The 26,756-nt window shown below is 60.7% G+C and carries 24 protein-coding genes; 13 read left to right on the top strand and 11 right to left on the bottom strand.

The genetic code is table 11. The features are described from left to right. The first annotated feature begins 8 nt into the window (after nucleotides 1–8). The 4 genes from ACE3PH_RS03715 (at nucleotide 9) to ACE3PH_RS03700 (ending at nucleotide 3,780) form a co-directional block, all read left to right on the top strand. Nucleotides 9–1,583: a thymidine phosphorylase family protein gene (locus ACE3PH_RS03715; RefSeq protein ID WP_374316652.1), complete on the top strand. Its 1,575-nt coding sequence runs from the start codon at nucleotides 9–11 to the stop codon at nucleotides 1,581–1,583. 3 nt (nucleotides 1,584–1,586) lie between these two features. Continuing rightward, nucleotides 1,587–2,489 carry a ribose-phosphate diphosphokinase gene (locus tag ACE3PH_RS03710; RefSeq protein WP_374316651.1) on the top strand — a complete coding sequence of 301 codons (903 nt, stop codon included), beginning with the start codon at nucleotides 1,587–1,589 and terminating at the stop codon, nucleotides 2,487–2,489. 121 nt (nucleotides 2,490–2,610) lie between these two features. Beyond that, a complete protein-coding gene (gene cysM / locus ACE3PH_RS03705) occupies nucleotides 2,611–3,513 on the top strand; it encodes a cysteine synthase CysM (RefSeq protein ID WP_374316650.1) in 903 nt (300 codons plus the stop codon). Nucleotides 3,514–3,540: 27 nt separating this feature from the next. Continuing rightward, nucleotides 3,541–3,780, top strand: a complete 240-nt coding sequence (locus tag ACE3PH_RS03700; RefSeq protein WP_374316649.1) for a sulfurtransferase TusA family protein — start codon at nucleotides 3,541–3,543, stop codon at nucleotides 3,778–3,780. On the opposite strand, the gene ruvB is transcribed toward ACE3PH_RS03700, so the two are convergent. Continuing rightward, complete coding sequence (ruvB, locus tag ACE3PH_RS03695; protein ID WP_374316648.1) at nucleotides 3,781–4,866, bottom strand: Holliday junction branch migration DNA helicase RuvB; 1,086 nt, start codon at nucleotides 4,864–4,866, stop codon at nucleotides 3,781–3,783. Nucleotides 4,867–5,132: 266 nt separating this feature from the next. On the opposite strand from ruvB, the gene ACE3PH_RS03690 reads away from it, so the two are divergent. Both ACE3PH_RS03690 and ACE3PH_RS03685 read left to right on the top strand, forming a co-directional pair. Then, nucleotides 5,133–6,185, top strand: coding sequence for a porin (locus ACE3PH_RS03690; protein WP_374316647.1), 1,053 nt, complete (start codon nucleotides 5,133–5,135; stop codon nucleotides 6,183–6,185). Nucleotides 6,186–6,371: 186 nt separating this feature from the next. After that, complete coding sequence (locus ACE3PH_RS03685) at nucleotides 6,372–7,673, top strand: porin (protein ID WP_374316646.1); 1,302 nt, start codon at nucleotides 6,372–6,374, stop codon at nucleotides 7,671–7,673. Nucleotides 7,674–7,726: 53 nt separating this feature from the next. Here ACE3PH_RS03685 and lysA read toward each other — a convergent pair whose 3' ends face one another. After that, a complete protein-coding gene (lysA, locus tag ACE3PH_RS03680; RefSeq protein ID WP_374316645.1) occupies nucleotides 7,727–8,995 on the bottom strand; it encodes a diaminopimelate decarboxylase in 1,269 nt (422 codons plus the stop codon). Further along, a complete protein-coding gene (locus ACE3PH_RS03675; RefSeq protein ID WP_374316644.1) occupies nucleotides 8,992–9,174 on the bottom strand; it encodes a lipoprotein in 183 nt (60 codons plus the stop codon). The genes lysA and ACE3PH_RS03675 overlap by 4 nt, the downstream gene beginning before the upstream one ends. Nucleotides 9,175–9,196: 22 nt before the next feature. Here ACE3PH_RS03675 and cyaY point away from each other — a divergent pair, with 22 nt between their 5' ends. After that, nucleotides 9,197–9,550: an iron donor protein CyaY gene (gene cyaY, locus ACE3PH_RS03670; RefSeq protein ID WP_374316642.1), complete on the top strand. Its 354-nt coding sequence runs from the start codon at nucleotides 9,197–9,199 to the stop codon at nucleotides 9,548–9,550. A 10-nt stretch (nucleotides 9,551–9,560) separates the two neighbouring features. Here cyaY and ACE3PH_RS03665 read toward each other — a convergent pair whose 3' ends face one another. Next, nucleotides 9,561–11,942 carry a penicillin-binding protein 1A gene (locus ACE3PH_RS03665; protein WP_374316640.1) on the bottom strand — a complete coding sequence of 794 codons (2,382 nt, stop codon included), beginning with the start codon at nucleotides 11,940–11,942 and terminating at the stop codon, nucleotides 9,561–9,563. Between the two features lie 247 nt (nucleotides 11,943–12,189). Between ACE3PH_RS03665 and ACE3PH_RS03660 the strand changes: the two genes are divergently transcribed. From ACE3PH_RS03660 to ACE3PH_RS03635, 6 genes are read left to right on the top strand one after another with little or no spacing between them, the layout of a single operon-like run. Then, nucleotides 12,190–13,269, top strand: a complete 1,080-nt coding sequence (locus ACE3PH_RS03660; RefSeq protein ID WP_374316638.1) for a pilus assembly protein PilM — start codon at nucleotides 12,190–12,192, stop codon at nucleotides 13,267–13,269. After that, on the top strand, nucleotides 13,266–13,904 hold the full coding sequence (locus ACE3PH_RS03655; protein WP_374316636.1) for a PilN domain-containing protein: 639 nt from the start codon (nucleotides 13,266–13,268) through the stop codon (nucleotides 13,902–13,904). The genes ACE3PH_RS03660 and ACE3PH_RS03655 overlap by 4 nt, the downstream gene beginning before the upstream one ends. A gap of 4 nt (nucleotides 13,905–13,908) precedes the next feature. Continuing rightward, nucleotides 13,909–14,607 (top strand): type 4a pilus biogenesis protein PilO, encoded by a 699-nt coding sequence (locus ACE3PH_RS03650; protein ID WP_374316634.1) that lies wholly within the window; start codon nucleotides 13,909–13,911, stop codon nucleotides 14,605–14,607. After that, nucleotides 14,604–15,140 (top strand): pilus assembly protein PilP, encoded by a 537-nt coding sequence (locus ACE3PH_RS03645; RefSeq protein WP_374316632.1) that lies wholly within the window; start codon nucleotides 14,604–14,606, stop codon nucleotides 15,138–15,140. The genes ACE3PH_RS03650 and ACE3PH_RS03645 overlap by 4 nt, the downstream gene beginning before the upstream one ends. Nucleotides 15,141–15,163: 23 nt before the next feature. Then, the gene (pilQ, locus tag ACE3PH_RS03640; RefSeq protein WP_374316630.1) at nucleotides 15,164–17,290 is read left to right on the top strand and encodes a type IV pilus secretin PilQ; all 2,127 of its coding nucleotides are present in this window, start codon (nucleotides 15,164–15,166) and stop codon (nucleotides 17,288–17,290) included. 28 nt (nucleotides 17,291–17,318) lie between these two features. Next, the gene (locus tag ACE3PH_RS03635) at nucleotides 17,319–17,894 is read left to right on the top strand and encodes a shikimate kinase (RefSeq protein WP_374316628.1); all 576 of its coding nucleotides are present in this window, start codon (nucleotides 17,319–17,321) and stop codon (nucleotides 17,892–17,894) included. Here ACE3PH_RS03635 and galU read toward each other — a convergent pair. The 7 genes from galU to ACE3PH_RS03600 all read right to left on the bottom strand — a co-directional run bounded on the left by galU (nucleotide 17,888) and on the right by ACE3PH_RS03600 (nucleotide 26,657). Further along, nucleotides 17,888–18,757, bottom strand: coding sequence for a UTP--glucose-1-phosphate uridylyltransferase GalU (gene galU, locus ACE3PH_RS03630; RefSeq protein WP_374316626.1), 870 nt, complete (start codon nucleotides 18,755–18,757; stop codon nucleotides 17,888–17,890). The two genes, ACE3PH_RS03635 and galU, sit on opposite strands and share 7 nt — an antisense overlap. 87 nt (nucleotides 18,758–18,844) lie before the next feature. Further along, complete coding sequence (locus tag ACE3PH_RS03625; protein ID WP_374316624.1) at nucleotides 18,845–19,549, bottom strand: phosphoribosyltransferase; 705 nt, start codon at nucleotides 19,547–19,549, stop codon at nucleotides 18,845–18,847. Beyond that, complete coding sequence (locus ACE3PH_RS03620) at nucleotides 19,546–20,274, bottom strand: phosphoribosyltransferase family protein (protein ID WP_374316622.1); 729 nt, start codon at nucleotides 20,272–20,274, stop codon at nucleotides 19,546–19,548. The genes ACE3PH_RS03625 and ACE3PH_RS03620 overlap by 4 nt, the downstream gene beginning before the upstream one ends. A gap of 23 nt (nucleotides 20,275–20,297) precedes the next feature. Further along, a complete protein-coding gene (locus tag ACE3PH_RS03615) occupies nucleotides 20,298–21,365 on the bottom strand; it encodes a BMP family ABC transporter substrate-binding protein (RefSeq protein WP_374316620.1) in 1,068 nt (355 codons plus the stop codon). Nucleotides 21,366–21,430: 65 nt separating this feature from the next. Next, nucleotides 21,431–22,114, bottom strand: coding sequence for a response regulator transcription factor (locus tag ACE3PH_RS03610; protein ID WP_374316618.1), 684 nt, complete (start codon nucleotides 22,112–22,114; stop codon nucleotides 21,431–21,433). Further along, nucleotides 22,111–23,829, bottom strand: a complete 1,719-nt coding sequence (locus tag ACE3PH_RS03605) for an ATP-binding protein (protein ID WP_374316616.1) — start codon at nucleotides 23,827–23,829, stop codon at nucleotides 22,111–22,113. Before ACE3PH_RS03605 ends, ACE3PH_RS03610 begins: the two co-directional genes overlap by 4 nt. Beyond that, nucleotides 23,826–26,657 (bottom strand): valine--tRNA ligase, encoded by a 2,832-nt coding sequence (locus tag ACE3PH_RS03600; RefSeq protein ID WP_374316614.1) that lies wholly within the window; start codon nucleotides 26,655–26,657, stop codon nucleotides 23,826–23,828. The genes ACE3PH_RS03605 and ACE3PH_RS03600 overlap by 4 nt, the downstream gene beginning before the upstream one ends. Nucleotides 26,658–26,756 lie beyond the last annotated feature (99 nt).

The raw sequence follows: 26,756 nt of genomic DNA, 5'->3' as shown, positions 1-26,756 counted from the left end.
AATTCCCGATGAGCTCAACGCCTGACAACCAGACTGCGCCTGCAGCATCTGTCCTGAGCCTGCGACGTGTCGCGATCGACACTTACCGTGAAAACGTCGCTTATCTTCATCGCGACTGCGCCATCTACCGTGCCGAGGGTTTTCAGGCCCTCTCCAAGGTCGAAGTGCGTGCCAACGGCCGCAAGATCCTCGCCAGCCTCAATGTGGTCGATGATCCCTGCATCGTCGGCAGCAACCAATTGGGCCTCTCCGAAGACGCTTTTGCGCAGCTGAACGTTGAAGACGGTCATCCGGCCTACATCAGCCAGGCTGAGCCACCGTCGTCCATTCCGGCGCTGCATCACAAAATCGCAGGCGAACGCCTGGGCCGCGAAGATTTTCGGGCCATCGTGCGCGACATCGCCGAGCACCGCTACTCCAAGATCGAGCTCACTGCCTTTGTGGTGGCCTGCAATCAGGGCGAGCTCGACCGCGAGGAGGTCTATTTCCTCACCGATGCCATGGCACAGGTTGGCCGACGCCTGGACTGGCGCGAGCACCCTGTCGTCGACAAACACTGCATCGGCGGTATCCCGGGCAACCGCACATCCATGCTGGTCGTGCCCATCGTGGCGGCCCACGGCATGCTGTGCCCCAAAACCTCGTCGCGCGCCATCACCTCGCCTGCCGGCACGGCGGACACCATGGAGGTACTGGCCAACGTCGAGCCGCCGTTCGAGCGCCTGTGCGACATCGTCCGGGAGCACCGCGGCTGTCTGGCCTGGGGTGGCACCAGCGATCTGTCACCGGCTGATGATGTCCTGATCTCGGTTGAGCGCCCCTTGTCCATCGACTCTCCTGGTCAGATGGTGGCATCCATCCTCTCCAAGAAGGTGGCGGCAGGGTCCACCCATCTCTTGCTGGACATCCCGGTCGGGCCGACCGCCAAGGTGCGCTCCATGCCCGAGGCGCAGCGCCTGCGCAAGCTGTTCGAATTTGTCGCGTCCCGCCTGGGGCTCACCATTGATGTGATCATCACCGACGGTCGGCAGCCCATCGGCAATGGCATTGGCCCGGTACTGGAGGCCCGTGACGTGATGCGCGTGCTCGAAAACGATCCCCGTGCGCCAATGGACCTTCGCCAGAAGGCCTTGCGATTGGCCGGTCGCATGCTGGAGTTCGATCCCGATGTGCGTGGCGGCGATGGCTACGCCATAGCCCGAGACATCCTGGACTCAGGGCGTGCGCTGGCCAAAATGCGCGCCATCATCGAGGCCCAGGGCGCCAAGCCCTTCGATCACAACCAGCCGGAGTTGGCCCCACAGCGTTTTGAGGTTTGTGCTCAGCAGGATGGTGTCATCATCGGCATTGATAACTTGCTGGTCGCCCGAGTGGCTCGCCTGGCCGGTGCGCCCAAGGTACAAGGGGCGGGTGTCGATCTGCTCAAGAAAATGGGTGACCCAGTGAAGGCCGGTGAGCCGGTCTACCGTGTGTATGCGGCCTTCCCATCCGACCTCGAGTTCGCTCGGCAGGCCACGGTGCGGTCCGCTGGTTTCGAGGTGGGCGAGCGGGATGCCATTCCGCCCGTGTACGTGGAGATGTGACCCGTGACCGCTGTCTTGCTGCACTTCGAAGACGAACAGGCGCCAGCCGAGCGTCTGGCTCACGCGCTGGGTCTGGCGTCCCGGCTGGTCGAGCGCCATCGTTTCCCGGATGAAGAGCTGCGTTTGCGCCTGCCGGTTGACGCCTCAGGTGCCTTGCCCGAGACCCTCGTGGTCTACCGCAGCCTGGCCCGCCCCAATGACAAGCTGATCGAGTTGATGCTGGTCGCCCGCCAGGCCAGGCTCCTGGGTGCGCGCCGGATCATGCTGGTGGCCCCCTATCTGGCCTATATGCGCCAGGACATCGCCTTCCATCCAGGTGAAGTCGTCAGTCAAAAAGTGCTGGGCGGCTTCCTGGCTGATCTCTTCGATGGGGTTGTGACAGTCGATCCCCACCTGCACCGCATCAGCCGCCTGCACGAAGCCATCCCACTGGATACGGCGATCAGCCTGTCGGGGGCACCCGTGTTGGCTGAGCTGATTGCACAACGCCGACCTGGCGCGCTCTTGATGGGGCCTGACGCCGAGTCAGCCCAATGGATCGAGGCTGCAGCGGCACGTGCGGGTTTTGACTATGGCGTCTGCACCAAGGAGCGCCATGGCGACACGTCGGTCGAGATCCAGTTGCCGCCCCTGTCTGTCGTCGGGCGCCAGGTGGTCTTGCTCGATGACGTGGCCAGCTCCGGCCGCACGCTGGCTGTAGCCGCCCGCTTGCTCCTGCAGGCTGGAGTCCAGTCGGTTGATGTGGCCGTGACGCATGCGCTCTTTGCGGGCGATGCCCTGGATGTCATCAAGGCCGCCGGGGTAGGCGAGGTCTGGAGCACGGATTGCATCAGCCATCCCAGCAATGCCATCGCGATGGCGCCTTACCTGGCGCAGGCTGTGGCCCCCTGGCTCACCACGCGCTGATCCCGCCTCAATTCCGAGCGTGTCGCGCTGCAATCACGGTGCGGCCATGATGGCTTTGTGTCGGCTGACACAATAGGGCCTTCGTAGACTGAACTTTCCTGCAGGCTGCCTGCTCATCACGATGAACTACCCCACGCTCGAAGACGTCATTGGCAAGACCCCCTTGGTGCGACTGCAACGCGTTCCCGGGCCCGATATCGCCGCGCGGGGCAATGTCATCCTGGCCAAGCTCGAAGGGAACAACCCGGCAGGTTCCGTGAAAGATCGTCCGGCCATCAGCATGATCCGCCGTGCTGAAGAGCGGGGTGAAATCAAGCCCGGCGACACCCTGATCGAGGCGACATCCGGTAATACCGGCATCGCCCTGGCGATGGCCGCGGCCATCCGTGGCTACCGCATGGTGCTGATCATGCCGGAGGACCTGAGCATCGAGCGTGCCCAGACCATGAAGGCCTTTGGTGCCGAGCTGATCCTGACGCCCAAGAGTGGCGGCATGGAGTTCGCGCGTGACCTGGCCGACCAGATGGTGCGCGAAGGCAAGGGCGTGGTGCTTGATCAATTTGCCAACCCCGACAACCCGCGCGTGCATTACGAGACCACCGGCCCCGAAATCTGGGCTGACACACGCGGTCGGGTCACCCACTTTGTCAGTGCCATGGGCACCACGGGCACCATCACCGGTACCTCGCGCTATCTCAAGGAGCAGAGCCCTGAGGTCCGCATCATCGGTGCCCAGCCCAAAGAGGGGTCACGCATTCCTGGCATCCGCAAGTGGCCAGAGGCCTATCTGCCCAAGATCTACGAACCCAGCCGTGTCGATGAAATCATCCATGTCAGTCAGGGCGATGCTGAAGACATGGCGCGCCGCCTGGCTCGCGAAGAAGGCTTGTTTGCTGGCATCTCCGCAGCCGGTGCCTGTTGGGCAGCCATGCAACTGGCCCAGACCGTGAGCAACGCCACCATCGTGTTCATCGTCTGTGACCGGGGAGACCGCTACCTCTCGACCGGTGTGTTTCCTGCCTAAAATCAGGTCCGATCAACAGGAAAACCCATGGACATCCACAAGGAACTCGACGCCCGCGGCCTGACATGCCCGCTGCCCATCCTCAAGGCCAAGAAAGCCCTGACGGACATGCAAAGCGGTGAGATCCTGCGGGTGCTTGCCACCGACCCAGGCTCGGTACGTGATTTCCAGGCCTTTGCCCGCCAGACTGGCAACGACCTGGTCGACCAGCAAACGGTACCCGGCGGCGAGAAGGACGAATACGTCCACCTCCTGCGCCGCCGCTGATCAATCCGTCAGCAAATCGCCGCCCTGCGGGGCCAGCAAGCCCAGGTGCCTGAAGGCCGAAGCCGTGGCAATGCGCCCGCGTGGGGTGCGCTGCAGGAAGCCTTGCTGAATCAAATAGGGCTCGATCACGTCTTCAATCGTGTCCCGCTCTTCCCCAATGGCCGCAGCGACATTGTCCAGCCCCACCGGCCCGCCATCAAAACGGTGGATGATGGCTTCGAGCAACTTGCGGTCCATCACGTCAAACCCGATCGGGTCGACATCCAGCATGGCCAGGGCCTTGTCTGCAATGCCCTTGGTGATGTGGCCATCGCTTTTCACGTCGGCGTAATCGCGCACACGGCGCAACAGCCGGTTGGCGATCCGTGGCGTGCCGCGTGAGCGCCGTGCAATCTCCAGCGCTCCGTCTTCATCGATGCCGGCGTTGAGCAGACGGGCAGAGCGCATCACGATGCGTTGCAACTCAGCCGCACTATAGAACTCGAGTCTCGCCACAATACCGAAACGGTCTCGCAGCGGGTTGGTCAGCATGCCAGCTCGCGTGGTGGCGCCCACGAGCGTGAATGGCTGCAGATCCAGCTTGATCGACCTGGCAGCCGGGCCTTCACCGATCATGATGTCGATCTGGTAATCCTCCAGCGCGGGGTAGAGGATTTCCTCGACGACCGGGCTCAGCCGGTGGATCTCGTCAATGAAGAGCACATCATTGCGCTCCAGATTCGTCAGGATCGCAGCCAGGTCCTTGGGTTTTTCGAGCACGGGCCCGGAGGTTTGCCGCAGGTTGACACCCAATTCCGTCGCGATGATATGGCTCAGGGTGGTCTTGCCCAGGCCCGGCGGGCCAAACAGCAGCACGTGGTCGAGGGCTTCGCTGCGTTTGCGGGCCGCACCGATGAAAATTTCCAGCTGCTCGCGCGCCTTGCTCTGGCCGATGTATTCATCCAGATCCTTGGGGCGCAGCGCGCGCTCCAGCGCGTCTTCCTGAGGCGATGCGACCTGTGTTTCCACCACACGGGCACTTTCAGCCGATGGTCGGGACGCCGTCCGGCGGGGCAGATCGGCAAAGTCGTCGGTGTGAATACTCATGGCGTGATTATCGTGCTCGGGCAGGCTTGTCAGTACGGGAACATACGTACGGAACAACACGGGGAAATCACTGTCCGCAGACATGAGCTGTCCGGTAATATGTGTTGTTGTGCGGCAACGAAGTAAGACCAATATGCCGGTTTATGACAACCCTGTCATAACCCCGTTCGTACAAGTCTGTTGCAATGCGCTCAGTTTCCAAGGGGTCGGTGCTTTCCCTTACCGGCTCGGCGGAAGCCTCTGGTTCAACAATTTTGGAGAAGTCGATGAAAAAGACTCTGCTGGCTATCGCTGCTCTGGCTGCCACCTCTGGCGCCTTTGCTCAATCTTCGCTGACCATCTACGGCGTGCTGGATGCTTCGATCGAAAACATCAACGCTGATGACAGCCTGACCCGCGTTTCGTCTGACAACCTGAGCTCTTCTCGCCTGGGCTTTAAGGGCACCGAAGACATCGGTGGTGGCCTGAAGGCTGGTTTCGTGCTGGAGCACAACGTCAAGGTTGACACCGGTGCTGCTGGTAACACCCGTATGTGGGACCGCGCCGCATGGGTGGGTCTGTCTGGCTCCTTCGGCGAACTGCGCCTGGGCCGTCAAGACTCGTCGATCGGTGACATCGCCGGTAACGTGCTGAGCGCTCAAACCTACGACGACTTCAAGTTCACCAAGACCCGCGCTGGTGACAGCTATCGTCGTGAAGACAACGCCATCACCTACATCCTGCCGGTGTTCGTGCCTGGTCTGGCTGCACAGATTCAGTACTCCACCAACGTGGGCGTGTCTGGCACCACCGGTACCGAAGACACCACCGACGCAGGCAAGGCTTGGGGTCTGAGCGTCAAGTACGCCGCAGGTCCTTTCGCTGCAGGCCTGGGCTATCTGTCTGCTGAAGACGAAACCAATTCCGTGACTGCCAACGCAGGCGAAAAGGGTAGCGCTGTTCTGGTGTACGCCGGTTACGACTTCGGCGTGGCCAAGGTCACTGCTTACTACGACAACGAAACCAAGCTGTACACCAACAGCAAGCGTCTGAGCCTGTACGGCGCCAAGGTGTCCGTGCCTGTGACGTCTGCGTTCACCGTGATCGGTGGCCTGTCGCAAGTCAAGCATGCAACGGCCAGCACCACTGAGGATGATGGCGCTCTGCTGTTCTCCCTGAAGGGTGTGTACGCTCTGTCGAAGCGCACTTCGCTGTACGGCATGCTGTCCTACATCAACAACGAAGACAACGCCAAGCTGACGCTCGACAGCAGCAAGGCTCCTGTGACGGCTGGCGACAGCGTGACAGGTATTGCTTTCGGTGTCCGTCATACCTTCTAATCAAGGTTTTCGGATATTCGATTCCAAAAGGGGCTTCGGCCCCTTTTTTTATTGCCCGTTTAATGTTGCAGAGTGTATGTAGCAATCTGACTACACCATGGTGTAAACCCCTGTGAAGTAAAGATTGGCTATTAGCTGACAATTCCTTCGCTACCCCTCGGTGAAGGGGGCTCATGAAGGACGAACATGCAACACTCGACTCTCTACAAGGCAGCCATTCTGGCTCTGGCTTCCCTCGGCGCTGGCGCCGCTATGGCGCAATCGAGCGTCACGATGTACGGCAACATTGATGTCGCACTGGACAGCTCTTCCAAGGGCGCTGGCAACGTGACCGGCACCGCCATCCCCGCGACCTCCTCGCTGGCTGCTCAAAGCCACCTGGTGCGTGTGACCTCCAGCCTGTCGTCGGTGAACGCCTTCGGCGTGAAGGGTTCGGAAGACATCGGTGGCGGTTACAAGGCCAACTTCGTGCTGGACGGTCAGTTCCAGCTCGATACCGGTGCGCAAAGCGGTCAAGATTCCCGTATGTGGGGTCGTCAGGCCTATCTGGGTCTGACCACTCCGGTGGGTGAAATCCGTCTGGGTCGCCAATATGCCCCGATGTTCTATTCCTTTGCGACCACCACCGTGGAAGCTCTGGGCGGTGCCGACCTGCAAGGTTTCGGCCTGATCGTGAACAACCTGCAAATTCGTCAGGACAACCAGATCAGCTACTGGCTGAAGACGGGTGGTCTGACGGCTGCTGTGTCGTATTCTCCGCAAGCCGGTGTGGATACCCGCGTGTCCTCCGCTCGTGGTCAGTCTGCTGGCTCCAGCGTGGGTCAGATCGTTGGTGGCGCTACCGCCGGTACTGAAACGGCTGACTCCGGCAACCGTGGTCAATCCATCGGCCTGTTTGTGAACTACGCCTTTGACAACGGCCTGCTGGTCAATGGTGCTTTCCACCAAAACAAGTTTGGCGATGCCGTGCTGGGCATGGTGTCGGGTACGACCTTCATTCCCTTGTACCTGCTCGACAAGTACACGGGCTATGACGTCGGCGCCAAGTATGTGGTTCCGGGCTGGGGTACCCAGGTCTCTGGTATCTACCATGCTGGCAAGTTCGACATGGACAGTGGCACCAGCATCAAGACCAGCACCTTCTCTCTGGGCGTGAAGCACCCGATCGGCGATTTCGCTGTCGGCGCACAATACACTGAAACGAAGTTCACCAACTTCACGAAGGGTAGCGACAAGGCTGTCATCCTGATCGGTGACTACAACCTCTCCAAGCGCACCAAGATCTACACTCGTTTCGGCTTTGCCAAGGATGACCGTGGCAACGTGACTGGCACGGACGTGTATGGTGCAGCTGTTCCCGTCGCTGGTGGCCCGCTGCCGCTGCTGACTGGCTTCGGTTCGCAAGAAACCCCGTTCTTCTCGGGTGCCGGTGCCAACATCGACGACACCACCCGCTTCTTCGCGGTTGGTATCCGTCACATGTTCTGATCTGGTTTTCGCCAGAAAGAGAAAACCGCCCCACGGGGCGGTTTTTTCATGGGTCAGCCGATCAGCTTTTCCAGTGCAAACAAACTGGATATCGACTCGCGTTCGCGGATGAGGTGCACGGTCGATCCGTCGATCATGAGCTCTGCAGCCCGGCCGCGCGTGTTGTAGTTGCTGGCCATGGTCATGCCATAGGCCCCTGCGGACAACACGGCCAGGATGTCGCCGGCCTGCACGTTGAGCTGGCGGTCGCGACCCAGCCAGTCACCTGATTCGCAGACCGGCCCCACCACGTCCCACACAGTCTCGGAACCAGGGCGCAGCGTGGTGTTGACGATGCCCATGTAGGCCTCATACAAGGCTGGGCGCATCAGGTCATTCATGGCTGCGTCAACAACGCAGAAGTTTTTCTGTTCGCCTGGCTTGAGGAACTGCACCTCGGTCAGCAGCACCCCTGCATTGCCTACCAGCGAGCGGCCTGGCTCAAACAGCACCTCGCGATGACCATGCCCTCGCGCATCGATACGGGCCAGCAGCAGCCCAATCAGTTCGTTGGCGCGCGGCGGCGTTTCGTCGGTGTAGGTGATGCCCAGGCCGCCACCCAGATCCAGGTGATGGATGGTGACACCTTCGCGCTCAATGGCTTCCACCAGATCCAGCACTCGATCCAGTGCGTCGAGGTAAGGTAACACGTCGGTAATCTGCGAACCAATGTGGCAATCAATGCCCACGACGTCCAGCCCCGGCAACGATGCCGCACGCTTGTAGGTGCTGACGGCCAACTCGTGGGCGATGCCGAATTTGTTGCCCTTCAAGCCCGTGGAGATGTAGGGGTGCGTGCCCGCATCCACATCGGGGTTCACGCGCAGACTCACGCGTGCACGTTGCCCACAGGCTTGGGCAACCTCCGAAAGCACGTCCAGTTCGGCCGTGCTTTCGACGTTGAAGCAGCGTACACCAGCCTCCATCGCCAGTCGCATTTCAGCACGTGTCTTGCCAACGCCAGAGAACACGATTTTGTTAGCTTGTCCGCCAGCGGCCAGCACGCGGGCCAATTCGCCACCAGAGACGATGTCGAAGCCACACCCAGCTTGCGCAAAAGTCTGCAAGACCGCCAGGTTCGAATTGGCCTTGACGGCGTAGCAAACCAGGTGAGGGCGGCCCTGAAGGGCTTGGTGGTACGGTGCCAGCGCGGCCAGCATGGCCTGCTTCGAGTACACATAAAGCGGGCTGCCATACCGCGCAACCAGATCGGCTGCGCGTGCGTCTTCAATGAACAGATCAGGGCCGCGATAGGCCACAAAGGGGGAGCCGGGGAGGGTCATTTCGAGTCACTGGTAGAAGAAGCTGCCTTGGATGGGCTGGGCAGGTAGAGGGGCCCCTTCTGGCCGCATCCGCTCAGCAGCAGGCCCGCTGCTGCGACGCCGGCCCAGATTGCGGCCGAATGGCGATGGAATCGTTGGGGTTTGGCGATGCTGCCTAAAATTCGGATGATCTTGTTCATAACGTCATTCTAAGGATCTGTCATGACCGACACCCACACCCCGTCCAGCCTGACGGATACCCAATACGATGAGGCGGTTCGTACCGTGCTGGCGCGCATTGAGCAGACCGTCGACTCCTGGCTGGAAGATGATGTAGTGGACATCGATTCTGCGCGTTCCGGCGGGATGGTGACACTCACCTTGCCCAACCGGTCTCAGCTCATCATCAATGCCCAGCCGCCACTGCAAGAAATCTGGTTGGCGGCCAAGCGCGGAGGGTTCCATTTTCGCAGCGCCGACGGTTGCCAATGGATCGATACCCGCAGCGGGGAAGAGTTTTTTGCAGTCTTGTCGACTTGTGCCTCAGAACAGGCCGGCAAGACGCTGTCGTTTTGACAAGGGTTGATTACTGAGACTTGCCCCCGCCAAACAGGTCGAGGATGTTCTTTTTCTCCTCGGACGAGCTGGGGGCAGGGGTGGCTTCACCTTGCTCTCCCGGGTCGCCGTGGAGTTCCTTGACCCCGGTGGCGGGTGTGTACTCTTCGTAGTACCACTCGCCACCCACATTCATGACGCCTTCTGGCGGTACAGGCTCTTCAACCGGCACGCCCTTCAGCGCCACGCCCATATAGTCGATCCACACAGGCAAGGCCAATCCGCCGCCGGTTTCCTTGTCACCCAACTTGCGCGGTTGGTCGTAGCCTATCCAGACCACGGCCACCTTGTGCATCGTGTAGCCGGCGAACCAGGCGTCCATCGAATCGTTGGTGGTGCCAGTCTTGCCGTACAAGTCCGGGCGCTTCAGTGTGGCTTGTGCCCGGGCTGCGGTGCCGGCCCGTGTGACTTCCTGGAGCAGGCTGCTCATCATGAAGGCGTTGCGGGGTTCGATGGCACGCATTGATTCATCCAGCACCGCGGGGCGATATTGCGCCAAGGTATGTCCGCGGACATCGGTGACCTTGGTCACCAGCAGCGGGTTGACGCGGTAGCCGCCATTGGCGAAGACAGCATACGCGTCGGCCATCTGCAGGGGTGTCACCGAGCCCGCCCCCAGCGCCATGGTCAGGTAGGCAGGATGCTTGTCTGCCTCGAACCCGAAATGGGTGATCCAGTCCTGGGCGTAGTTGACACCAATCGAGCGCAGCACCCGAATGGAGATCATGTTCTTGGACTTGGCCAGGCCCTTGCGCAGGGTCATGGGCCCTTCGAACTTGCCGTCGTAGTTCTTGGGCTCCCAAGGTTGGCTGCCGGTAGTGCCTGCATCAAAGAAAAGCGGCGCATCGTTCACGACCGTCGCAGGAGTGAATCCCTTTTCCAGTGCCGCTGAGTAAATGAAAGGCTTGAAGCTGGAGCCAGGCTGGCGCCAAGCCTGCATCACGTGGTTGAACTTGTTGCGGTCAAAGTCGAAGCCCCCGACCATGGCGTTGATCAGGCCGGTCATCGGGTCGAGTGACACAAAAGCGCCTTCAACCGTGGGCAGTTGCACCACGGCCCATTCGTCGTTATTGGTGTTCTTCAGGATACGGACCACCGCGCCGCGACGAATCTGAACTTTGGGGTTGGCTTTGTCGCTCAGCGCGGCGGCAACCATTTTGAGACCGGCGCCCTCAATCGTGATCTGCTCTCCCGACTGGGTGGCTGCCACGAGCTTTTTAGGGTTCACATCCAGCACCACCGCGGCGCGGATGTCTTCGCTGTCCGGGTGATCTTCCAGTGCCTCGGCAATTCGGACGTCAATCAGCTTGGGGTCGTCTGGCAGGTCAATGTAGGCCTCGGGGCCGCGCCACGATTGACGGCGATCGTAGTCAAGCAGACCCTTGCGCAGTGCCTTGTAAGCGGCGGTTTGCTCGGTCATGTTGATCGAGGTGTAGACGTTCAGGCCTCTGGTGTACGCGTCCGCTCCGTACTGTTCATGCACCAGTTGGCGAGCGGCTTCCGCCGCGTATTCGGCGTGCACGGAAACCGGTGTCCTGGTCCGGTAGCTGAGTTTTTCTGCCTTGGCCTCATCCCGTTGCTCTGCGGTGATGAAACCGTTTTCATACATGCGATCGATGATGTACTGCTGGCGCAAGGTGGCCCGTTTCGGGTTTCTGACCGGGTTGTACGCGGATGGCGCTTTGGGTAGTCCAGCCAGCATGGCGGCTTCGGCAACCGTGATGTCCTTGATGGGTTTGCCAAAATAGGTATCACAGGCTGCTGCAAACCCGTAAGCACGCTGTCCCAGATAGATCTGGTTCATGTACAACTCGAGGATCTGGTCTTTGTTGAGCAGACTTTCGATCTTCAGGGCCAGCAATATTTCGTAGATTTTTCGGGTAAAGGTTTTTTCCGTGGGTAGATAGAAATTGCGGGCCACCTGCATGGTGATGGTGGAGGCGCCTTGACTACGGGCCTCGCCAAAGTTGGCCAAGCCTGCCCGCAGCACACCGATGTAGTCCACGCCGCCATGCTTGTAAAAACGAGCATCTTCGATGGCCAGCACCGCGTCACGCATCACCTTCGGGATTTGCTGGATCGGGAGAAATTCACGTTTTTCCTCGCCGAATTCCCCTATCAGGACGTTATCGACCGAATAAACCCGCATCGGCATTTTGGGTTGGTAATCCGTGAGTCCCGACACCTCAGGGAGTTGCGGATACGCAACAGCCAGCCCAACGCCGACCAGCAAGGCAATCGAAACAAAAGCGGCCATACCGAGCCCGATCAGGGTGGCCAAGGGCTTGATCAGCCACTGCATCCACCACGGGGCTGGTTGCTTGGTGTTCTCGGTGGTGTTCGAATCATTCATATGGCAGATCAGCCTGTGGGGTGGGGCGATTATAGAAAGCCCAGGATGAGCCTTTGGTGATCAGGGAGACCTGTTCCGGGGGGCTTCTGGTGTCGCGCGGAATTTGCAACGGTGTGTAAGGCGTGTGCATATCGCAACGTGCTTGGGATTTGTCCTGCTTTATCTACGTTCAAATACAAAAACTTTGCTGCTAGGATTGAAGCGGTTTATTAACTTTCCAGCGTCCGCGTGACGCGTGGAGGACGGTGTGAGCTTTCTTGACGCGCTCTTTGGCCGCAAGCATCCGCCCATGATCGGACTGGACATCAGTTCATCAAGCGTGAAGCTGGTCGAGCTAAGCCAGTCGGCTACTGGCGAATACATACTGGAACGGTTTGCTTCCGAGCCCTTTGAGAAGGGCTGGATTGCTGACGGCCAGATCGAAAAGTTCGATGAGGTGGCCGAGGCCGTCCGCAAGGTCGTTGCCAAGAGTGGCACCAAGACCAAGCAGGTCGCGATGGCCATGCCGCAGTCGGCCGTGATCACGAAAAAGATCATGCTGCCGGCAGGGCTCCGTGAAGAAGAAATGGAGATGCAGGTCGAAGCCGAGGCCAACCAGTACATCCCTTTTTCTCTTGACGAGGTCAGCCTGGACTTTTGTGTGATCGGGGCCAGCCCGACTTCTGCCGGAGATGTCGAGGTCATGATCGCGGCATCGCGCAAAGATCGGGTGCAGGATCGCCAAGGTCTGGCTGAGGCCGCAGGCCTGAAGCCCATGGTGCTGGACATCGAATCCTATGCATCACGTTTGGCGGTGCAGCGTTTGGTGACTGCGCTGCCTGGTGAGGGCAAGGATGCCTTGGTGGCTTTGTTCGAAATCGGTGCAGAAAACACCAGCTTGAAGGTCCTGCGTGACAACGAGTTGCTGTACGACCGCGATCAGGCGTTTGGTGGTTCTCAGTTGACCCAGCTGATTTCCCGCCAGTACGGGTTCTCTTTCGAAGAGGCCGAGACCAAGAAGCTCAATGGTGACCTGCCTGAGGACTACCAAAGCACCATCCTCGGCCCGTTCGTCGACAGCCTGTCCCAGGAAATTGGTCGGGCCTTGCAGTATTTCTTCACCAGCACCCCGCATCACAAGGTGCATTACGTGATGCTGGCCGGTGGCACTGCTGCCTTGCCTGGCCTGAAAGATCGGGTGACGGAGCTGACAGGTTTTGCATCCATGGTGGTGAATCCGTTCGATGGCATGAAGCTGGGCTCAGCGGTTCGCGAAAGCAAGCTGCGGCGTGAGGCCCCGTCTTATCTGACGGCCTGCGGACTGGCCATGCGGAGGTTCCTCGCATGATTTTGATTAACTTGTTGCCTCACCGCGAGGAAAAACGCCGGCTGCGCAAGCAGGCCTTCTTCGCCGGTCTGGGCTTGTCGGCTGCGGTCGGCGCCGTGGTGGTAGCGTTTGGCTACGCCATCTTGCAGCAGATGATTTCCGCGCAGCAGTCGCGCAACGACTTCCTGACGGCAGAAATTCACAAGCTTGAAGGAGAGATCAAGGACGTGGCGGGCCTGAAAGCCGAGATCGAATCCTTGAAGGCGCGCCAGAAGGCTGTGGAAGACCTGCAGATCGACCGCAATATGCCGGTGCATTTGCTCAACGAGCTCGTGGCTCAGACACCGGAGGGCATGTATCTGAAGTCCATCAAGCAAGATGGTCAGAGTGTCTTGGTGAGCGGTGTGGCGCAGACCAATGAACGGGTTTCCGAGTTCCTTCGCAACACGGCCTACAAGTCGGAGTGGCTGGAGCGTCCTGAGTTGCAGGAGATCAAGGCGATGACCCAGCAAAGCAAGGACCTGCGAGACTACAAGCGCCTGTTTGAGTTTTCCATCAAGTTGAGCCTCAAGCGTCCTCAGGACGTGAGCGCCGCTGCGTCCGGGGCCTCTGTGCCGGCAGGTGCGGCTCCTGCGGCTTCGAAGAGCGCGGGGTGACATCATGGCCAAAGCAAATCTGAATATCGATCTCAACGCTTGGTTCCAGGATGCCCAGGATCAGTTCCGTGGTCTGAATCCGAATGAGCCAGGGCAATGGCCCATCTTGCCGAAGGTTGCGACCTTCCTGGCTGCGGCTATCGGTGTGGTGGTGCTGGGCTGGTTTGGTCTGTTGTCCAGCCAGGATGACGAACTGACTGCCGAGCGTGACAAGGAGCCCACGCTGAAGGCCGACTACCGGGCCAAGCTGGCTCAGGCTATCAATCTGAATGAACTGCGCAAACAGCGTGTGCAGGTTCAGGAGTACGTGACCCAACTGGAAAAGCAGTTGCCCGGCAAGGCTGAAATGGACGCTCTGCTGTCCGATATCAACCAGGCAGGCTTGGGTCGCGGGCTGGAGTTTGACCTGTTCAAGCCTGGACAGGTCACGGTCAAGGATTACTACGCCGAGTTGCCGATCTCGGTCCGTGTGACCGGTCGCTATCACGATATTGGCGCCTTCACCGCAGACATTGCGAACCTGTCTCGCATCGTGACCTTGAACAACCTCGTGATTGGTGCAGTCCCGCCCGGCAATGCCAAGGATGTCCCTGCTGGCAGCCTCTTCATGGAGGCCACTGCCCGGACCTACCGTTATCTTGACCCTGCCGAAGTGCAGGCGCAGAAGGATGACAAGTCCAAGAAGGACGGGGGTAAGAAATGATGAATCGCCCTATCGTTCTGGTTTCAATGGGGGCCTTGCTGGCATCTCTTTCCGGATGTTCTTCCGAGCAGGATGAACTCAAGGAGTGGATGGAGCAGCAGCGTCATGAGGTGCAACCCAGTGTGCCGCCGCTCAGCCCGCCTCAGAAATTCAATCCCCGGGCTTATGTCGGGGGGGATGGTGTCGATCCCTTCAGTTCGCAGAAGCTCACTGTGGCGCTCAAGCAGGAAGCCCGGCAGCCGAATTCGGCTGTGTCGGCTGAGTTGAACCGCCGCAAGGAGCCGCTGGAGGCGTATCCGCTGGACAGCATGACGATGGTCGGCAGTGTCAACCGCAAAGGGGCGCCTTATGCGCTGGTCCAGGTTGAGAGCTTGCTCTACCAGGTGAAGGTAGGCGACTACCTGGGGCAGAACTTCGGAAAGATCTTGAAGATCACCGAGACCGAGATCGAGTTGCGCGAAATCGTCCAGGACGCCGCAGGCGAGTGGATTGAGCGGCCTGTTTCGCTGCAACTGCAGGAGACTGCGCGATGAAACCCATGCAGGAGAAATACACTATGAAACCGTTGCGCATCGCGCTGACCGGCATCTCGCTGGCCCTGATGTCCTCGCTGTCGTGGGCGGCAGCGACGATCCAGTCGATTACCAGTGCTCAGCAAGCTGGCGCTGAAGTCATTCGTGTCGAGTTGTCTGAACCCTTGTCTGTGGTTCCGACCGGTTTTGCCGTTCAGGTTCCTCCGCGTATCGCGATCGATCTGCCCGGTGTCACGAACTCGATGGGCCGCAATTCGGTCGAGGTGAATCAGGGCAACCTGCGTTCGGTGAACGTGGCGCAAGCCGGAGAGCGCACACGGCTTGTTTTGAACCTGCGTCAGGCCACGACCTACAAGGCTGAATTGCAGGGCAAGGCCTTGCTGCTGACCTTGGCTCCGTCGGCTTCTGGTGCTCCGGTGCCCTTGACCGATGCCAAAACCGGTTCTCCGGTGTCGAGCACGGTGCATTTTGCCGATGCGCAAGCTGCCACGTCGCAGGCGCTCAAGAGTATTGATTTCCGCCGTGGGCAAGATGGTACAGGCCGCGTGGTGGTGGATCTGCCCAGCACCGACGTCGGCGTGGATATCAAGCAGCAAGGGCAGAAGCTTGCTGTGGAGTTCATCCGCGCAACCTTGCCTGATCGTCTGAAGCGTCGCTATGACGTGACCGATTTTGGTACGCCCGTGACGGCCATGACCGCGTCGCAGTCCGGCGACCGCGTGCGACTGTTGGTGGATGCCTCTGGCGATTGGGAACACTCGGCCTATCAGAGTGATAACCAGTTCGTTCTGGAAGTGCGTCCACGCAAGGCTGACCCGAACAAGCTGACGCAAGGGCCGGGCTATGCTGGCGAGAAGCTGTCACTGAACTTCCAGAATATTGAAGTTCGCGCCTTGCTGCAGGTGATCGCCGATTTCACCAATTTCAACGTGGTGACCAGCGATACCGTGACGGGTAACGTGACCCTGCGTTTGAAGGATGTGCCCTGGGATCAGGCGCTGGACATCATCCTGCAAGCCAAGGGTCTGGGTGTGCGCAAGTCAGGTAATGTGCTGTGGATTGCACCCAAGGATGAAATCAACGCCAAGGAGAAAGTGGATCTGGAAGCCAAGGCCCAGATCGCTGCGCTGGAGCCACTGCGCACGCAGTCCTTCCAGTTGAACTACACCAAGGCAGAAGAAGTGGCCAAGGGGCTGACCGGCCAAAACAGCGGCCAAGGCAGCGGTGGGCAAAACACCCGCATCCTGTCTCCGCGTGGCAGCCTGATCTATGAAACCCGAACCAATCAGCTGTTCGTCAACGATATCCCTACGAAGCTCGAAGAGATTCAGCAGTTGATTGCGAAGATTGACGTGCCTGTTCGCCAGGTGCTGATCGAGGCGCGGATTGTGGAGGCCACGGATACCTGGGGCCGTTCTCTTGGGGTTAAGCTTGGCGGAAATGCGATTGGCAGCAATGCCGCTGTCGGTGGTTCCTATCGCGGCGTTGTCAACAATACTCAGCAATCTGGCGCGAAAAAAGACACTGACATCGACACCTATACGAGCGATTCGTATCTGGTCAATTTGGGTGCATCTGCTGTCAGCGGGTACAGCCCTTCCAGTTTTGCCGTGTCGCTGTTTAATTCATCCAAGACCAGATTCCTGAACTTGGAGTTGTCTGCGCTGGAAGCCGACGGCAAGGGCAAGATCATTTCGAGCCCACGTGTCATCACGGCTGACCAGGTCAAGGCCCTGATCGAGCAAGGTACCGAGTTGCCGTACCAAACTGCGACATCCAGCGGTGCCACGGCCATTTCGTTCCGCAAGGCCAACCTGAAGCTGGAAGTCACGCCGCAGATCACACCTGAAGGCAGCATCATCCTGAGCGTGGATGTGAACAAGGACAGCGTGGGTCAGTCGACCTCTGCGGGCTACGCCATCGACACCAAGCATGTGCAGACACAGGTGCTGGTCGACAATGGGGGCACGGTGGTGATCGGGGGCATTTATGTCCAGACCGATACCAACAGCACGGAAAAGATCCCTTTCCTGGGTGACATTCCCATCCTGGGTAACCTGTTCAAATCTCGCACAGCGGAGTCTGATCGTTCCGAGTTGCTGATTTTCCTGACGCCGAAGGTGGTGTCTGAAAAGGGCGCTCTGCGCTGATCCTGTGATCAACTGAGGACCTATTGCAGTGCTGGTTTCCTTGGTAGGCCTGCCGGGGGGTGGCAAGTCCACCGTCGGCAGGCAGCTTGCCCGACGGATCGGAGCGAGTTTCCTCGACTCCGATGCCGTGATCGAAGAGCGGATCGGCATGCCGATCCGTTCGTTTTTTGAGCAGTTTGGCGAAGCCGCCTTTCGGGACAAGGAGGAGGCGGTGATTGACGAGTTGACGCTGGATGCCGCTCGGCATGGGCGTACGGTACTTGCCACGGGTGGCGGGGCCTTGTTGCGGCCCGTCAACCGGCAACACCTGCGGGATCGTTCCACGGTGGTCTATCTGCGCTCGTCGCCGGAAGAGTTGTTTCGGCGCTTGAAGCACGACACGCAGCGTCCGCTGCTTCAGGTCAAGGACCCTTTGGCGAAACTGCGTGAGTTGTATGAGCAGCGACATCCTCTCTATGAGGAGGTCGCGCATTACAGCGTGGATACCGGACGCCCATCGGTGGCGACCCTGGTCAACATGATCGTGATGCAGCTGGAAGTAGCCGGATTGATGGAGAAGAGCCCGGACCATCTGCCGGGCAAGCCATCAACGGGACATCACTGAAGCGACAGATCCTTCAGGTACTGGCGGAACCACGCGCCGACTTGAGGGTGCTTCAAGGCCAACTCCACATTGGCCTCCAGGAACCCTTCCTTGCTGCCGCAGTCGTAGCGTTTGCCTTCGTACTGGAAAGCAAAGACCTTTTCTCGGCGCAGCAGGCCGGCGATGCCATCCGTGAGCTGAATTTCCCCACCGACGCCGCGTGGCTGTGCTCGAATTTCATCAAACACACCGGGGGTCAGGATGTAGCGCCCGGCGACCCCCAGGCGCGAAGGTGCCACGTCGGGGGCGGGTTTCTCGACGATACGGGCCACATCAAGCAAGCGCTCGTTGACCGCGGTGCCGGCCACAATGCCGTAACGGCGGGTTTGTTCCGCTGGAACCTCCTGAACGGCGAGGATGGAAGCGCGCCAGTCCTTGTACTGTTCGACCATCTGCTTCAGCACGGAGGGCTCGCCGACCATCAGGTCATCCGCAAGCAGCACCGCAAAGGGCTCACCGCGAACGAGACGTTCCCCGCACAAGACGGCATGGCCCAGGCCCAGGCTCTTGGGTTGGCGCACGAATACACATTCCATATCGGACGGCTTGATGGAATGAACCAGCTTGAGCAAGTCGGCTTTTCCTGCCTGCTCCAGTTCATATTCCAGTTCAAAGGCGGTGTCGAAATGGTCTTCAATGGCGCGCTTGTGCCGCCCGGTGACGAAGATCATTTCGCGGATGCCCGCGTCATAGGCCTCTTCGACTGCGTATTGAATCAGGGGCTTGTCGACCACCGTGAGCATTTCCTTGGGCTGGGCCTTGGTGGCTGGCAGGAAACGCGTGCCGAGACCGGCAACGGGAAAGATGGCTTTGGTGATCGACATGGACGAGGCTCTCCGGACAGCAAAACCGAGATTGTGCGGCGAACGGCGTCATGTTTGAAGTGATGGCGCGTAAAGGGGCGTTACCGGTCAGAGTGTCCTTGCTTGGGGGTGCCACAGTTGATCTGGTCCTCTGTCAAACAGAGGGATGTGGCCGACACCGTGTACCCGCAATGGCCAGTCGGGGTCCAGTTCTGACAGGGCTTCGCGCCAGGCATGGCCTTCGGTCAAGGCCACGACCAGACCGCATACTTGTGCCCCGGCACGTTGCAGCAGCCGAATGGCGGCCAAGGCACTGGCTCCGGTATTGATGACATCATCGACCAGCAGCACCCGTTGGCCCGCCACGCGGCTCAGCAAGGCCGGGTCGAGATAGAGGCGCTTGGTCTGATCGGGGCTGGTGGACGACACCACGGGTTCGCTGAGTGATTCGTCGTACCAGAACTTGCGTGAGAGACCGAGCGACACATAGTGAGGCAGGTCCAGCCCCCTGGCGACCCGTCGAGCATAGTCCAGACCCATGGTAGGCACGGCGGCCACCATGTGTGGCGCAAAGGTTCGGGCCAGTGTGGTCATCCGTTCAGCCAGGGCATCCTCCACCGCGAATGGGGTCTGGTTCGACATCAGCAGCGCAATGGCATGCTGGCCGTCTGGCAGGGCCCGCAGGGGCAATTCGAGGACGCCACCGCCGCGCAGCGCGACGGGGTAATGGCTGTCAACGGCTGCATCCGGTGAGAAGGCGGGGCTGGTCTGTTCTGACCAATGCACTTGATAGGGCGGGAGTGCGTTTGTCATGTGGAGCTCAAAAGGGCATCGCCAGAACCTGGCTGGCAGAAGCCGTGCGGGAAATGCGTGGAGACCTGATCAAACAGGTCGGGAGACAGCCGGCCCAGGTTCACCCGCACGACGCGGGAGCGCAGTCCTCGGTCGGTTTGGATCATGTCGGTGGCCAGGAGCGTTTTGACCTGCATGCCCGTCATGTGCATGAGGTGCTGGCGGCCGCGGTTTTCCAGCTTTTCCCCGATGGTGAACAACTCGACCACCTTGGCACCGGTCCGCTGAATGGCCTGGATGAGCGCACACAAGGTGCCACCCGTGCTGATCAGGTCATCTACAACGAGCACCCGATCGTGTGGCTGAACGCCGTTGAGATAGACCTGGGTGCTGCCTTCGGCCAGGTATTCGTTGGCAAGGGCCACGGCCACTTCGCCCGGTGCTCCGGATGGCGTCCAGCGGGCCAGGGTGCGGGGGAGCCGAAACTGTCGCAGGATGTCGGCCGTGATCATGGCGCCGCGGTCTTCTTCGCCCACGCCCAATGTGGGCATGGTGGTGGCGTCAATGTGCAGGCGTGACAGCAGGCATACAGCGTCGGACAACTCGTGCGACAAGGGCGGGATGTTGTCGGTGATCGCGGTGGGGAAGAACTCGAAGCGCTTGCCGCCTGTGCCGTGAACGGCGTAGGTGGGCCGCGCGTCGAAGTCTCTGACCACGAGCTGAATCGCTTCGACCAGCTCGCCCACGTCGCCCGGTAGTCCTGACCTTGTCATTGGGGCAGGTTGCCGATCACGCCCTTGACCAGCCAGTTCATCTTGAGCTTGTCCACGTCAGGCATCTCGGTGCCGGCGCGGACGCGGGTGGCGCCAGCCTGGTCCACCAGCGGACCAGCAAAAACGGGGTGTTTGCCTGAGGCGATGTCCTTGGCGCGCTGCTCGACCAGCTTGCGTACATCAGCCGGCAGCTTGGCGCTGAAGTGGTCATAGTGGATGGCCTTGTCCTTCAGTCCGAGCCAGACATTGCCGGGCTTCCAGCGCTTGGCAAGCACGTCGGCGATCACCTTGTTGTAGTGCACGCTCCAGTCCAGATGCGATGCTGCCAACTGGGCGTCACCACCCCATTGCGACATGTCGGTGTCCCAGCCAAAGCCCCAGGCACCGGCTTCCTTCGCGGCTTGCAGTGGTGCGGCGGAGTCGGTGTTCTGCATGAGCACGTCCACGCCCTGGTTGAGGAGCGTTTTGGCTGCTTCACGCTCCTTGGGTGGGTCGTACCAGGTGTTGACCCAGACCACGTGGGTTTGGACCTTCGGGTTCACCGCCTGGGCACACAGCGTGAAAGCGTTCAGATTGCGAACGATCTCCGGAATGGGGAAGGGGGCGACCACACCCAGCACATTCTTGCGGGTCATCTTGCCGGCGATGGTGCCGTTCAGGCAGGCGCCTTCATAAGTGCGGATGTCGTAGATGCCCAGGTTGGGGCCAGTCTTGTAGCCCGTGGCGTGCTCGAAGGCGACGTCGGGAAACTCCTTGGAGACGTTGACCATGCCGTTCATGAAACCGAAGGCGCCACCGAAAATCACCTTGACACCTTGAGATGCCAGATCACGCATGACACGCTCGCTGTCGTTTTCGGCCACCTTCTCGACGAACACGGTCTTGACCTTGTCGCCGTAGGTCTTCTGTACTTCCTGGCGGGCCAGCTCGTGTGCATAGGACCAACCTGCACCGCTGGCAGGCCCGATGTAGACGAAACCGACCTTGAGTGGGTCTGCGGCATGGGAGAGGCCGGCCGTGGCCAGCATGGCAACAGCAGCGAGGCTGGTACGGGTGCGTTTCATGGTGTGTGCAAACGGTGTAGCGTTGACGATGGGCTCAGCTTAGGAGCCCATCTGGCTGAACACCATCACACCTTGGTATAGGGTGGTGCTTGCGGCGGGGTGTCAGGATGCACGCCGGTGGTGCGCTCACCATCGCCCAGCCGGGTCATGCCTCGGACCAGATCGGCGAGTGTGTCCTGGCCCATTTTGCGCATCACCTGCGCACGGTGGAGTTTCACGGTGACCTCGCTGACGCCCAGTTCGGCTGCAATCTGCTTGTTGAGCCGACCGGCCACGATCAGATGCAGGACCTCATGTTCGCGTCGGGTCAAACTGGCATAGCGTTGCCGCCATTCGGCCCGTTCGGCTCGCTGGATGTGTTGCTGGCTGTCGAGTCGCAGCGCATCCTCGATCGCGCGTAAGAGGTCGGCTTCGCGAAAGGGCTTGCTCAGAAACTCGATTGCGCCGGCTTTCATGGCCTGCACGCTCATCGGGATGTCACCATGCCCGGTCACCACGATGGTCGGGGGCAGTTCGGTGTGAGCGGTGCGCGCGGATGCGCGCAACAAGTCCAGTCCGCTGACACCCGGCAAGCGGACATCGAGCACGACACAACTGGGCACGACGTCGGGAAGCGGGCGCGCGAGGAAGGCCTCCACCGTGGCGTGTGTGCGTACCTGCAGACCCATGGAGCGCAGCAGGCTGTCGAGCGCGAGGCGCACCGCGTCGTCATCGTCCACCACGTGGACTGTGCCAGTCAGGTTGTTCATGATGCCAATCCCGGGAGCTGGAAACGTGCCAGGGTGCCGCCGTGTGCCTGGTTCTCGATCCAGATGCGGCCTTCATGGGCTTCGACCAGGGAGCGGACAATTGACAGGCCAAAGCCCAGCCCGTCGGGTTTGCTGGTGTGAAAGGGGTCAAACAGGTGCGCAAGCTGTTCTGCCGCGACCCCAGGGCCGTTGTCGATGATGCAGAACTCCACGCCAACAACAGGGGTCTGGCAGCGGCGCAAGGTGAGCCAGATGTGGCGAGTTTGCTCGGGCGGCAGGGTGCTGACGGCGTCGATGGCGTTGACCAGCAGGTTGATGATCATCTGCTGAACCTGGGTGCGGTCTGCTTCGATATGTGGGAGATCGGGGTACAGGCGAACGCGCAATTGCGCATGATGACGCTGGGCTCGCCCTGCCACGAGTTGCACGCTGTCCCAGGCGACCTGCTCCAGTTGCAGGACTTGTCGCAGCGCCGGCTCACGCTGCAGGAATCGACGGATGCGGGCGACCACCTGTCCGGCATGTTCACCACTGCGCGCAACGCGCTGGGCTGCCGCGCGGGCTTCAGTCAGGTTGGCATGCGGGCCGCTCATCCAGCGCAGGCAGGCGTGGGCATCAAGCACCATGGCCGTGAGGGGTTGGTTGACTTCATGTGCGATCGACGTTGCCAGCTCGCCCAGGGTGCTCAGTCGGGTGAATTGCGCCAGTTCGGCCTGTGCCAGTGCAGCCGCCTGCTCCAGCGCCAGCGTATCGGTCAGACCTTGCCCGATCTGGGCTGCGACCAGCTCCAGGAAGGTTTGGTAGTCGGTGTCCAGGCGTTTGTAGGGGTTGAGGGCGACCACCAGCCAGGCTGTGCGCCGCTCGGAGCGCGGCCCGGGGATGGGCACCCACGCCAGTTGGTCGGGCGCGGTGCTGACCGCTGAGCGCAGGGCGGGTGGAAGCGCATCTTCGGCAGCGAACACGCGAAACTCGCCGGCTCGCACAGCAGGCTGCCACTGAGCAGGCCATGGCGCGTGGGGCGGTGCGGCAGCGCACAGGCGGGCCATGGCGTGCGTCGGGATGCCATCGTCTTCGGCCATGTAGAGCGCAGCCAGCGGGAGATCTGGAGGGTGCCGGGCCAGGCACTCGGCCAGCAACTGGAGGTACTGCGCTTCGGTGCGCGCTGACCGGGTGCGGGTGGCTAGGTCGGACAAGGCGGCAATGCGACGCTCGTACAGCACCCGCGCGGTGGTGTCGAAGATGGGGCAGATGATGCCCCGCACCTGGCCGGCTTCGTCCAGCAGCGGGCTGTAGGAAAAGATCTCGTGGATTTCTTCCCGGTAGTCCTTGCGCTGGTACAGCAACTGCATGTGATCGCAGCGCACGGCTCGCCCCGTTTGCTGCACCTGTTGCAGCAGCGGGCTCAGGGTGCCCATCACGTCAGGTTGGACTTGTGCCAGCGGTCGCCCCAGGTCATGCGGGTGCTGGCCTTCGAAAAAGTGCCTTGCCGCGTCGTTCCAGAAGGTGTGGAGTGCGTCGCCCCAGTAGACGATGTACGGGAAGTCCGAGTGCAGTGTGACCCGCAGGACGTCATGCAGGGCTGTTGGCCAGTGCGATGGCGCCCCCATGGGGGCGCGTCCATCCTGGTGGGCGAGCAGACAGCGACCAACTTCGCCCCCGTCCCGCAGATAGCCCAGCGGGTCTGCGGTGTGCCCGGGGGCGATGCGTGGGGTCACGACAGGCGTTGGAACTGGTCGCGCACGCGTTCCAGTGCAACGGTGAAGTCCGCCATGCGTTGCTTTTCCTGGTCCACCACGGCGGCCGGGGCACGTGCCACGAAGCTCTCGTTGCCGAGCTTGGCTTGTGCCTTGGTGATCTCACCTTCGAGTCGCTTGATTTCCTTGCTCAGGCGCTCCTTCTCGGCCTCCACGTCGATTTCGACATGCAGTGCCAGACGGGCATCGCCGTGCACGGCAACGGGCGCGGTCGAGGTGGCCGCGGCAAAGGCAGCCTCATCAAGCACCTGCACCTCGCTCAGCTTGGCCAGTGCCTTGATGATCGGGGCGGCCTGGCTGATGAAGTCGGCATCTCCCACCGTCAGCAGGGGCACCCGCTCGGCTGGCGACAGGTTCATTTCGCCACGCAGGTTGCGGCACGTGCCCACCATGGCCTTCAGCTTGGCGATCCAGGCATCAGAGTCGGCGCACACGCGGCCGAGGTCGGGGACGGGGTAGGGCGCTGTGACGATGGTGGCATCCGAGCCTGCCTCCTTGCGGCCAGCGACCGGGGCGACCACTTGCCACAATTCCTCCGTCACGAACGGGGTGATGGGGTGCAGCAGGCGCAGCACGGTTTCCAGCACGCGAATCAAGGTGCGACGGGTGGCGCGTTGCTGGGCTTCGTTGCCGACCTGGATTTGCACCTTGGCGATTTCCAGGTACCAGTCACAGTATTCATCCCAGACGAACTGGTAGATGGCGTTGGCCACGTTGTCGAGACGCAGGTCGGTGAACCCTTGCTGGACGGCGGCTTCGACGCGCTGCAGTTCGCTGACGATCCAGCGGTCTGCGGGGCTGAAGTCGAGGTAGGTGCCGGAAGCGCATGTGCCTGGCGTGTGCTTGACGAGACCGCAGTCCTGACCTTCGCAGTTCATCAACACAAAGCGGCTGGCATTCCAGAGCTTGTTGCAGAAATTGCGGTAGCCCTCACAGCGCTTGCTGTCGAAGTTGATGCTGCGCCCCAGGCTGGCCAGCGCGGCAAACGTGAAGCGCAAGGCGTCTGCACCGTAACCGGGGATGCCGTTGGGGAATTCCTTTTCGGTGTTCTTGCGCACCTTGGGTGCTGTTTCAGGCTTGCGCAGGCCGGTGGTGCGCTTGTCCAGCAGGGGGGCCAACTCGATGCCGTCGATCAGGTCGACCGGGTCCAGCACATTGCCTTCCGACTTCGACATCTTCTGGCCCTGGGCGTCGCGGACCAGACCGTGGATGTAGACGTGCTTGAAGGGCACCTTGCCGGTGAAGTGCTTGGTCATCATGATCATCCGGGCAACCCAGAAGAAGATGATGTCGTAGCCGGTGACCAGCACGGACGAAGGCAGGAACAGGTCCATTTCCTGGGTCTGCTCAGGCCAGCCCAGGGTAGAGAAGGGCACCAGCGCCGACGAGTACCAGGTGTCGAGCACGTCTTCGTCGCGGGTCAGCTCGCCTTCGTAGCCGGCGGCCTTGGCACGGGTGCGGGCTTCTTCTTCGTTGCGGGCCACGAAGATCTCGCCATTGCTGCCATACCAGGCAGGGATCTGATGACCCCACCACAGTTGACGGGAAATGCACCAGTCCTGGATGTTCTTCATCCACTGGTTGTAGGTGTTGACCCAGTTTTCGGGCACGAACTTGACGTCGCCCGACTCGACCGCTTCGATGGCCTGGTCGGCGATCGACTTGCCTTGTGCGCCGGGCTTGGTCATGGCCACGAACCATTGGTCCGTCAGCATGGGCTCGATGATCTGGCCGGTCCGAGCGCAGCGCGGCACCATCAGCTTGTGCTTCTTGATGTCCACGAGCAGGCCATCGGCTTCCAACTGGGCCACGATGGCCTTGCGCGCCACAAAGCGATCCAGGCCGCGATAGGCCTCGGGAATCTCGGGTAGATGGGACACCACTTTCGCTTCAAGCGTGAAGATGGTGATCATCGGCAGGTTGTGGCGCAAACCGACCTGATAGTCGTTGGTGTCATGGGCCGGGGTGACCTTCACGACGCCGGTACCGAATTCCTTGTCGACGTGGGCATCGGCGATCACCGGCACCAGACGGCCGGTGATGGGCAGCTTGACCAGCTTGCCGATCAGGTGGGTGTAGCGCTCGTCTTCGGGGTGAACCATGACCGCGGTGTCACCCAGCAGGGTTTCCGGGCGGGTGGTGGCGACCACCAGGGTCTCATCGCTGCCCTCAATGGGGTAGCGGATGTGCCACATCGAGCCATCTTCTTCCTCGCTCTCGACTTCCAGGTCGGACACGGCGGACTTCAGGATGGGGTCCCAGCTCACCAGGCGCTTGCCGCGGTAGATCAGGCCTTCTTCGTACAGGCGCACGAAAGTTTCGCAAACGACCTTGGACAGCTTGTCGTCCATGGTGAAGTATTCGTGCTCCCATGAGACAGAGTCTCCCATGCGGCGCATCTGCTGCGTGATGGTGGAGCCAGATTGCTCTTTCCATTCCCAGATCTTGGCGACGAAGTTCTTGCGACCCAGGTCGTGGCGGTTTTGGCCCTTTTCCTGGAGCTGGCGCTCGACCACGATCTGCGTGGCGATACCGGCGTGGTCGGTGCCAGGAATCCACAGGGTGTTGTGACCCAGCATGCGGTGGTAACGCGTCAACGAGTCCATGATGGTCTGGTTGAATGCGTGCCCCATGTGCAGCGTGCCGGTCACATTGGGCGGTGGCAGCTGGACGCAGAATGAAGGCTTGGACTCGTCCAGCGTGGGCTTGTACAGGCCACGTTGCTCCCACAGGGGGCCCCAGTGGGCTTCAATGGGAGAGGGCTCGAAAGATTTGGCAAGTTCGGTCATGATGGACTGGTTGCGCCGCTACGGGCGCGGCTTTCTCTGCGTGACCCTCGATTTTAGTTGTGCGCGGGCGTTAACGGCATTCGCGTGGCAGGGTTTATG

It is taken from the genome of Aquabacterium sp. (genome assembly GCF_041909175.1).
Lineage (GTDB): Bacteria > Pseudomonadota > Gammaproteobacteria > Burkholderiales > Burkholderiaceae_C > Aquabacterium.
This window is presented reverse-complemented; position numbering and strand designations above follow the sequence as displayed.

Excerpts from the sequence above, each read along its gene's own strand:
- ACE3PH_RS03715 (WP_374316652.1), top strand. The coding sequence starts at position 9 with ATGAGCTCAACGCCTGACAACCAGACTGCGCCTGCAGCATCTGTCCTG.
- cysM (WP_374316650.1), top strand. The coding sequence starts at position 2,611 with ATGAACTACCCCACGCTCGAAGACGTCATTGGCAAGACCCCCTTGGTG.
- ACE3PH_RS03700 (WP_374316649.1), top strand. The coding sequence starts at position 3,541 with ATGGACATCCACAAGGAACTCGACGCCCGCGGCCTGACATGCCCGCTG.
- ruvB (WP_374316648.1), bottom strand. The coding sequence starts at position 4,866 with ATGAGTATTCACACCGACGACTTTGCCGATCTGCCCCGCCGGACGGCG.
- ACE3PH_RS03690 (WP_374316647.1), top strand. The coding sequence starts at position 5,133 with ATGAAAAAGACTCTGCTGGCTATCGCTGCTCTGGCTGCCACCTCTGGC.
- ACE3PH_RS03685 (WP_374316646.1), top strand. The coding sequence starts at position 6,372 with ATGCAACACTCGACTCTCTACAAGGCAGCCATTCTGGCTCTGGCTTCC.
- lysA (WP_374316645.1), bottom strand. The coding sequence starts at position 8,995 with ATGACCCTCCCCGGCTCCCCCTTTGTGGCCTATCGCGGCCCTGATCTG.
- ACE3PH_RS03675 (WP_374316644.1), bottom strand. The coding sequence starts at position 9,174 with ATGAACAAGATCATCCGAATTTTAGGCAGCATCGCCAAACCCCAACGA.
- cyaY (WP_374316642.1), top strand. The coding sequence starts at position 9,197 with ATGACCGACACCCACACCCCGTCCAGCCTGACGGATACCCAATACGAT.
- ACE3PH_RS03665 (WP_374316640.1), bottom strand. The coding sequence starts at position 11,942 with ATGAATGATTCGAACACCACCGAGAACACCAAGCAACCAGCCCCGTGG.
- ACE3PH_RS03655 (WP_374316636.1), top strand. The coding sequence starts at position 13,266 with ATGATTTTGATTAACTTGTTGCCTCACCGCGAGGAAAAACGCCGGCTG.
- ACE3PH_RS03650 (WP_374316634.1), top strand. The coding sequence starts at position 13,909 with ATGGCCAAAGCAAATCTGAATATCGATCTCAACGCTTGGTTCCAGGAT.
- ACE3PH_RS03645 (WP_374316632.1), top strand. The coding sequence starts at position 14,604 with ATGATGAATCGCCCTATCGTTCTGGTTTCAATGGGGGCCTTGCTGGCA.
- pilQ (WP_374316630.1), top strand. The coding sequence starts at position 15,164 with ATGAAACCGTTGCGCATCGCGCTGACCGGCATCTCGCTGGCCCTGATG.
- galU (WP_374316626.1), bottom strand. The coding sequence starts at position 18,757 with ATGTCGATCACCAAAGCCATCTTTCCCGTTGCCGGTCTCGGCACGCGT.
- ACE3PH_RS03625 (WP_374316624.1), bottom strand. The coding sequence starts at position 19,549 with ATGACAAACGCACTCCCGCCCTATCAAGTGCATTGGTCAGAACAGACC.
- ACE3PH_RS03615 (WP_374316620.1), bottom strand. The coding sequence starts at position 21,365 with ATGAAACGCACCCGTACCAGCCTCGCTGCTGTTGCCATGCTGGCCACG.
- ACE3PH_RS03610 (WP_374316618.1), bottom strand. The coding sequence starts at position 22,114 with ATGAACAACCTGACTGGCACAGTCCACGTGGTGGACGATGACGACGCG.
- ACE3PH_RS03600 (WP_374316614.1), bottom strand. The coding sequence starts at position 26,657 with ATGACCGAACTTGCCAAATCTTTCGAGCCCTCTCCCATTGAAGCCCAC.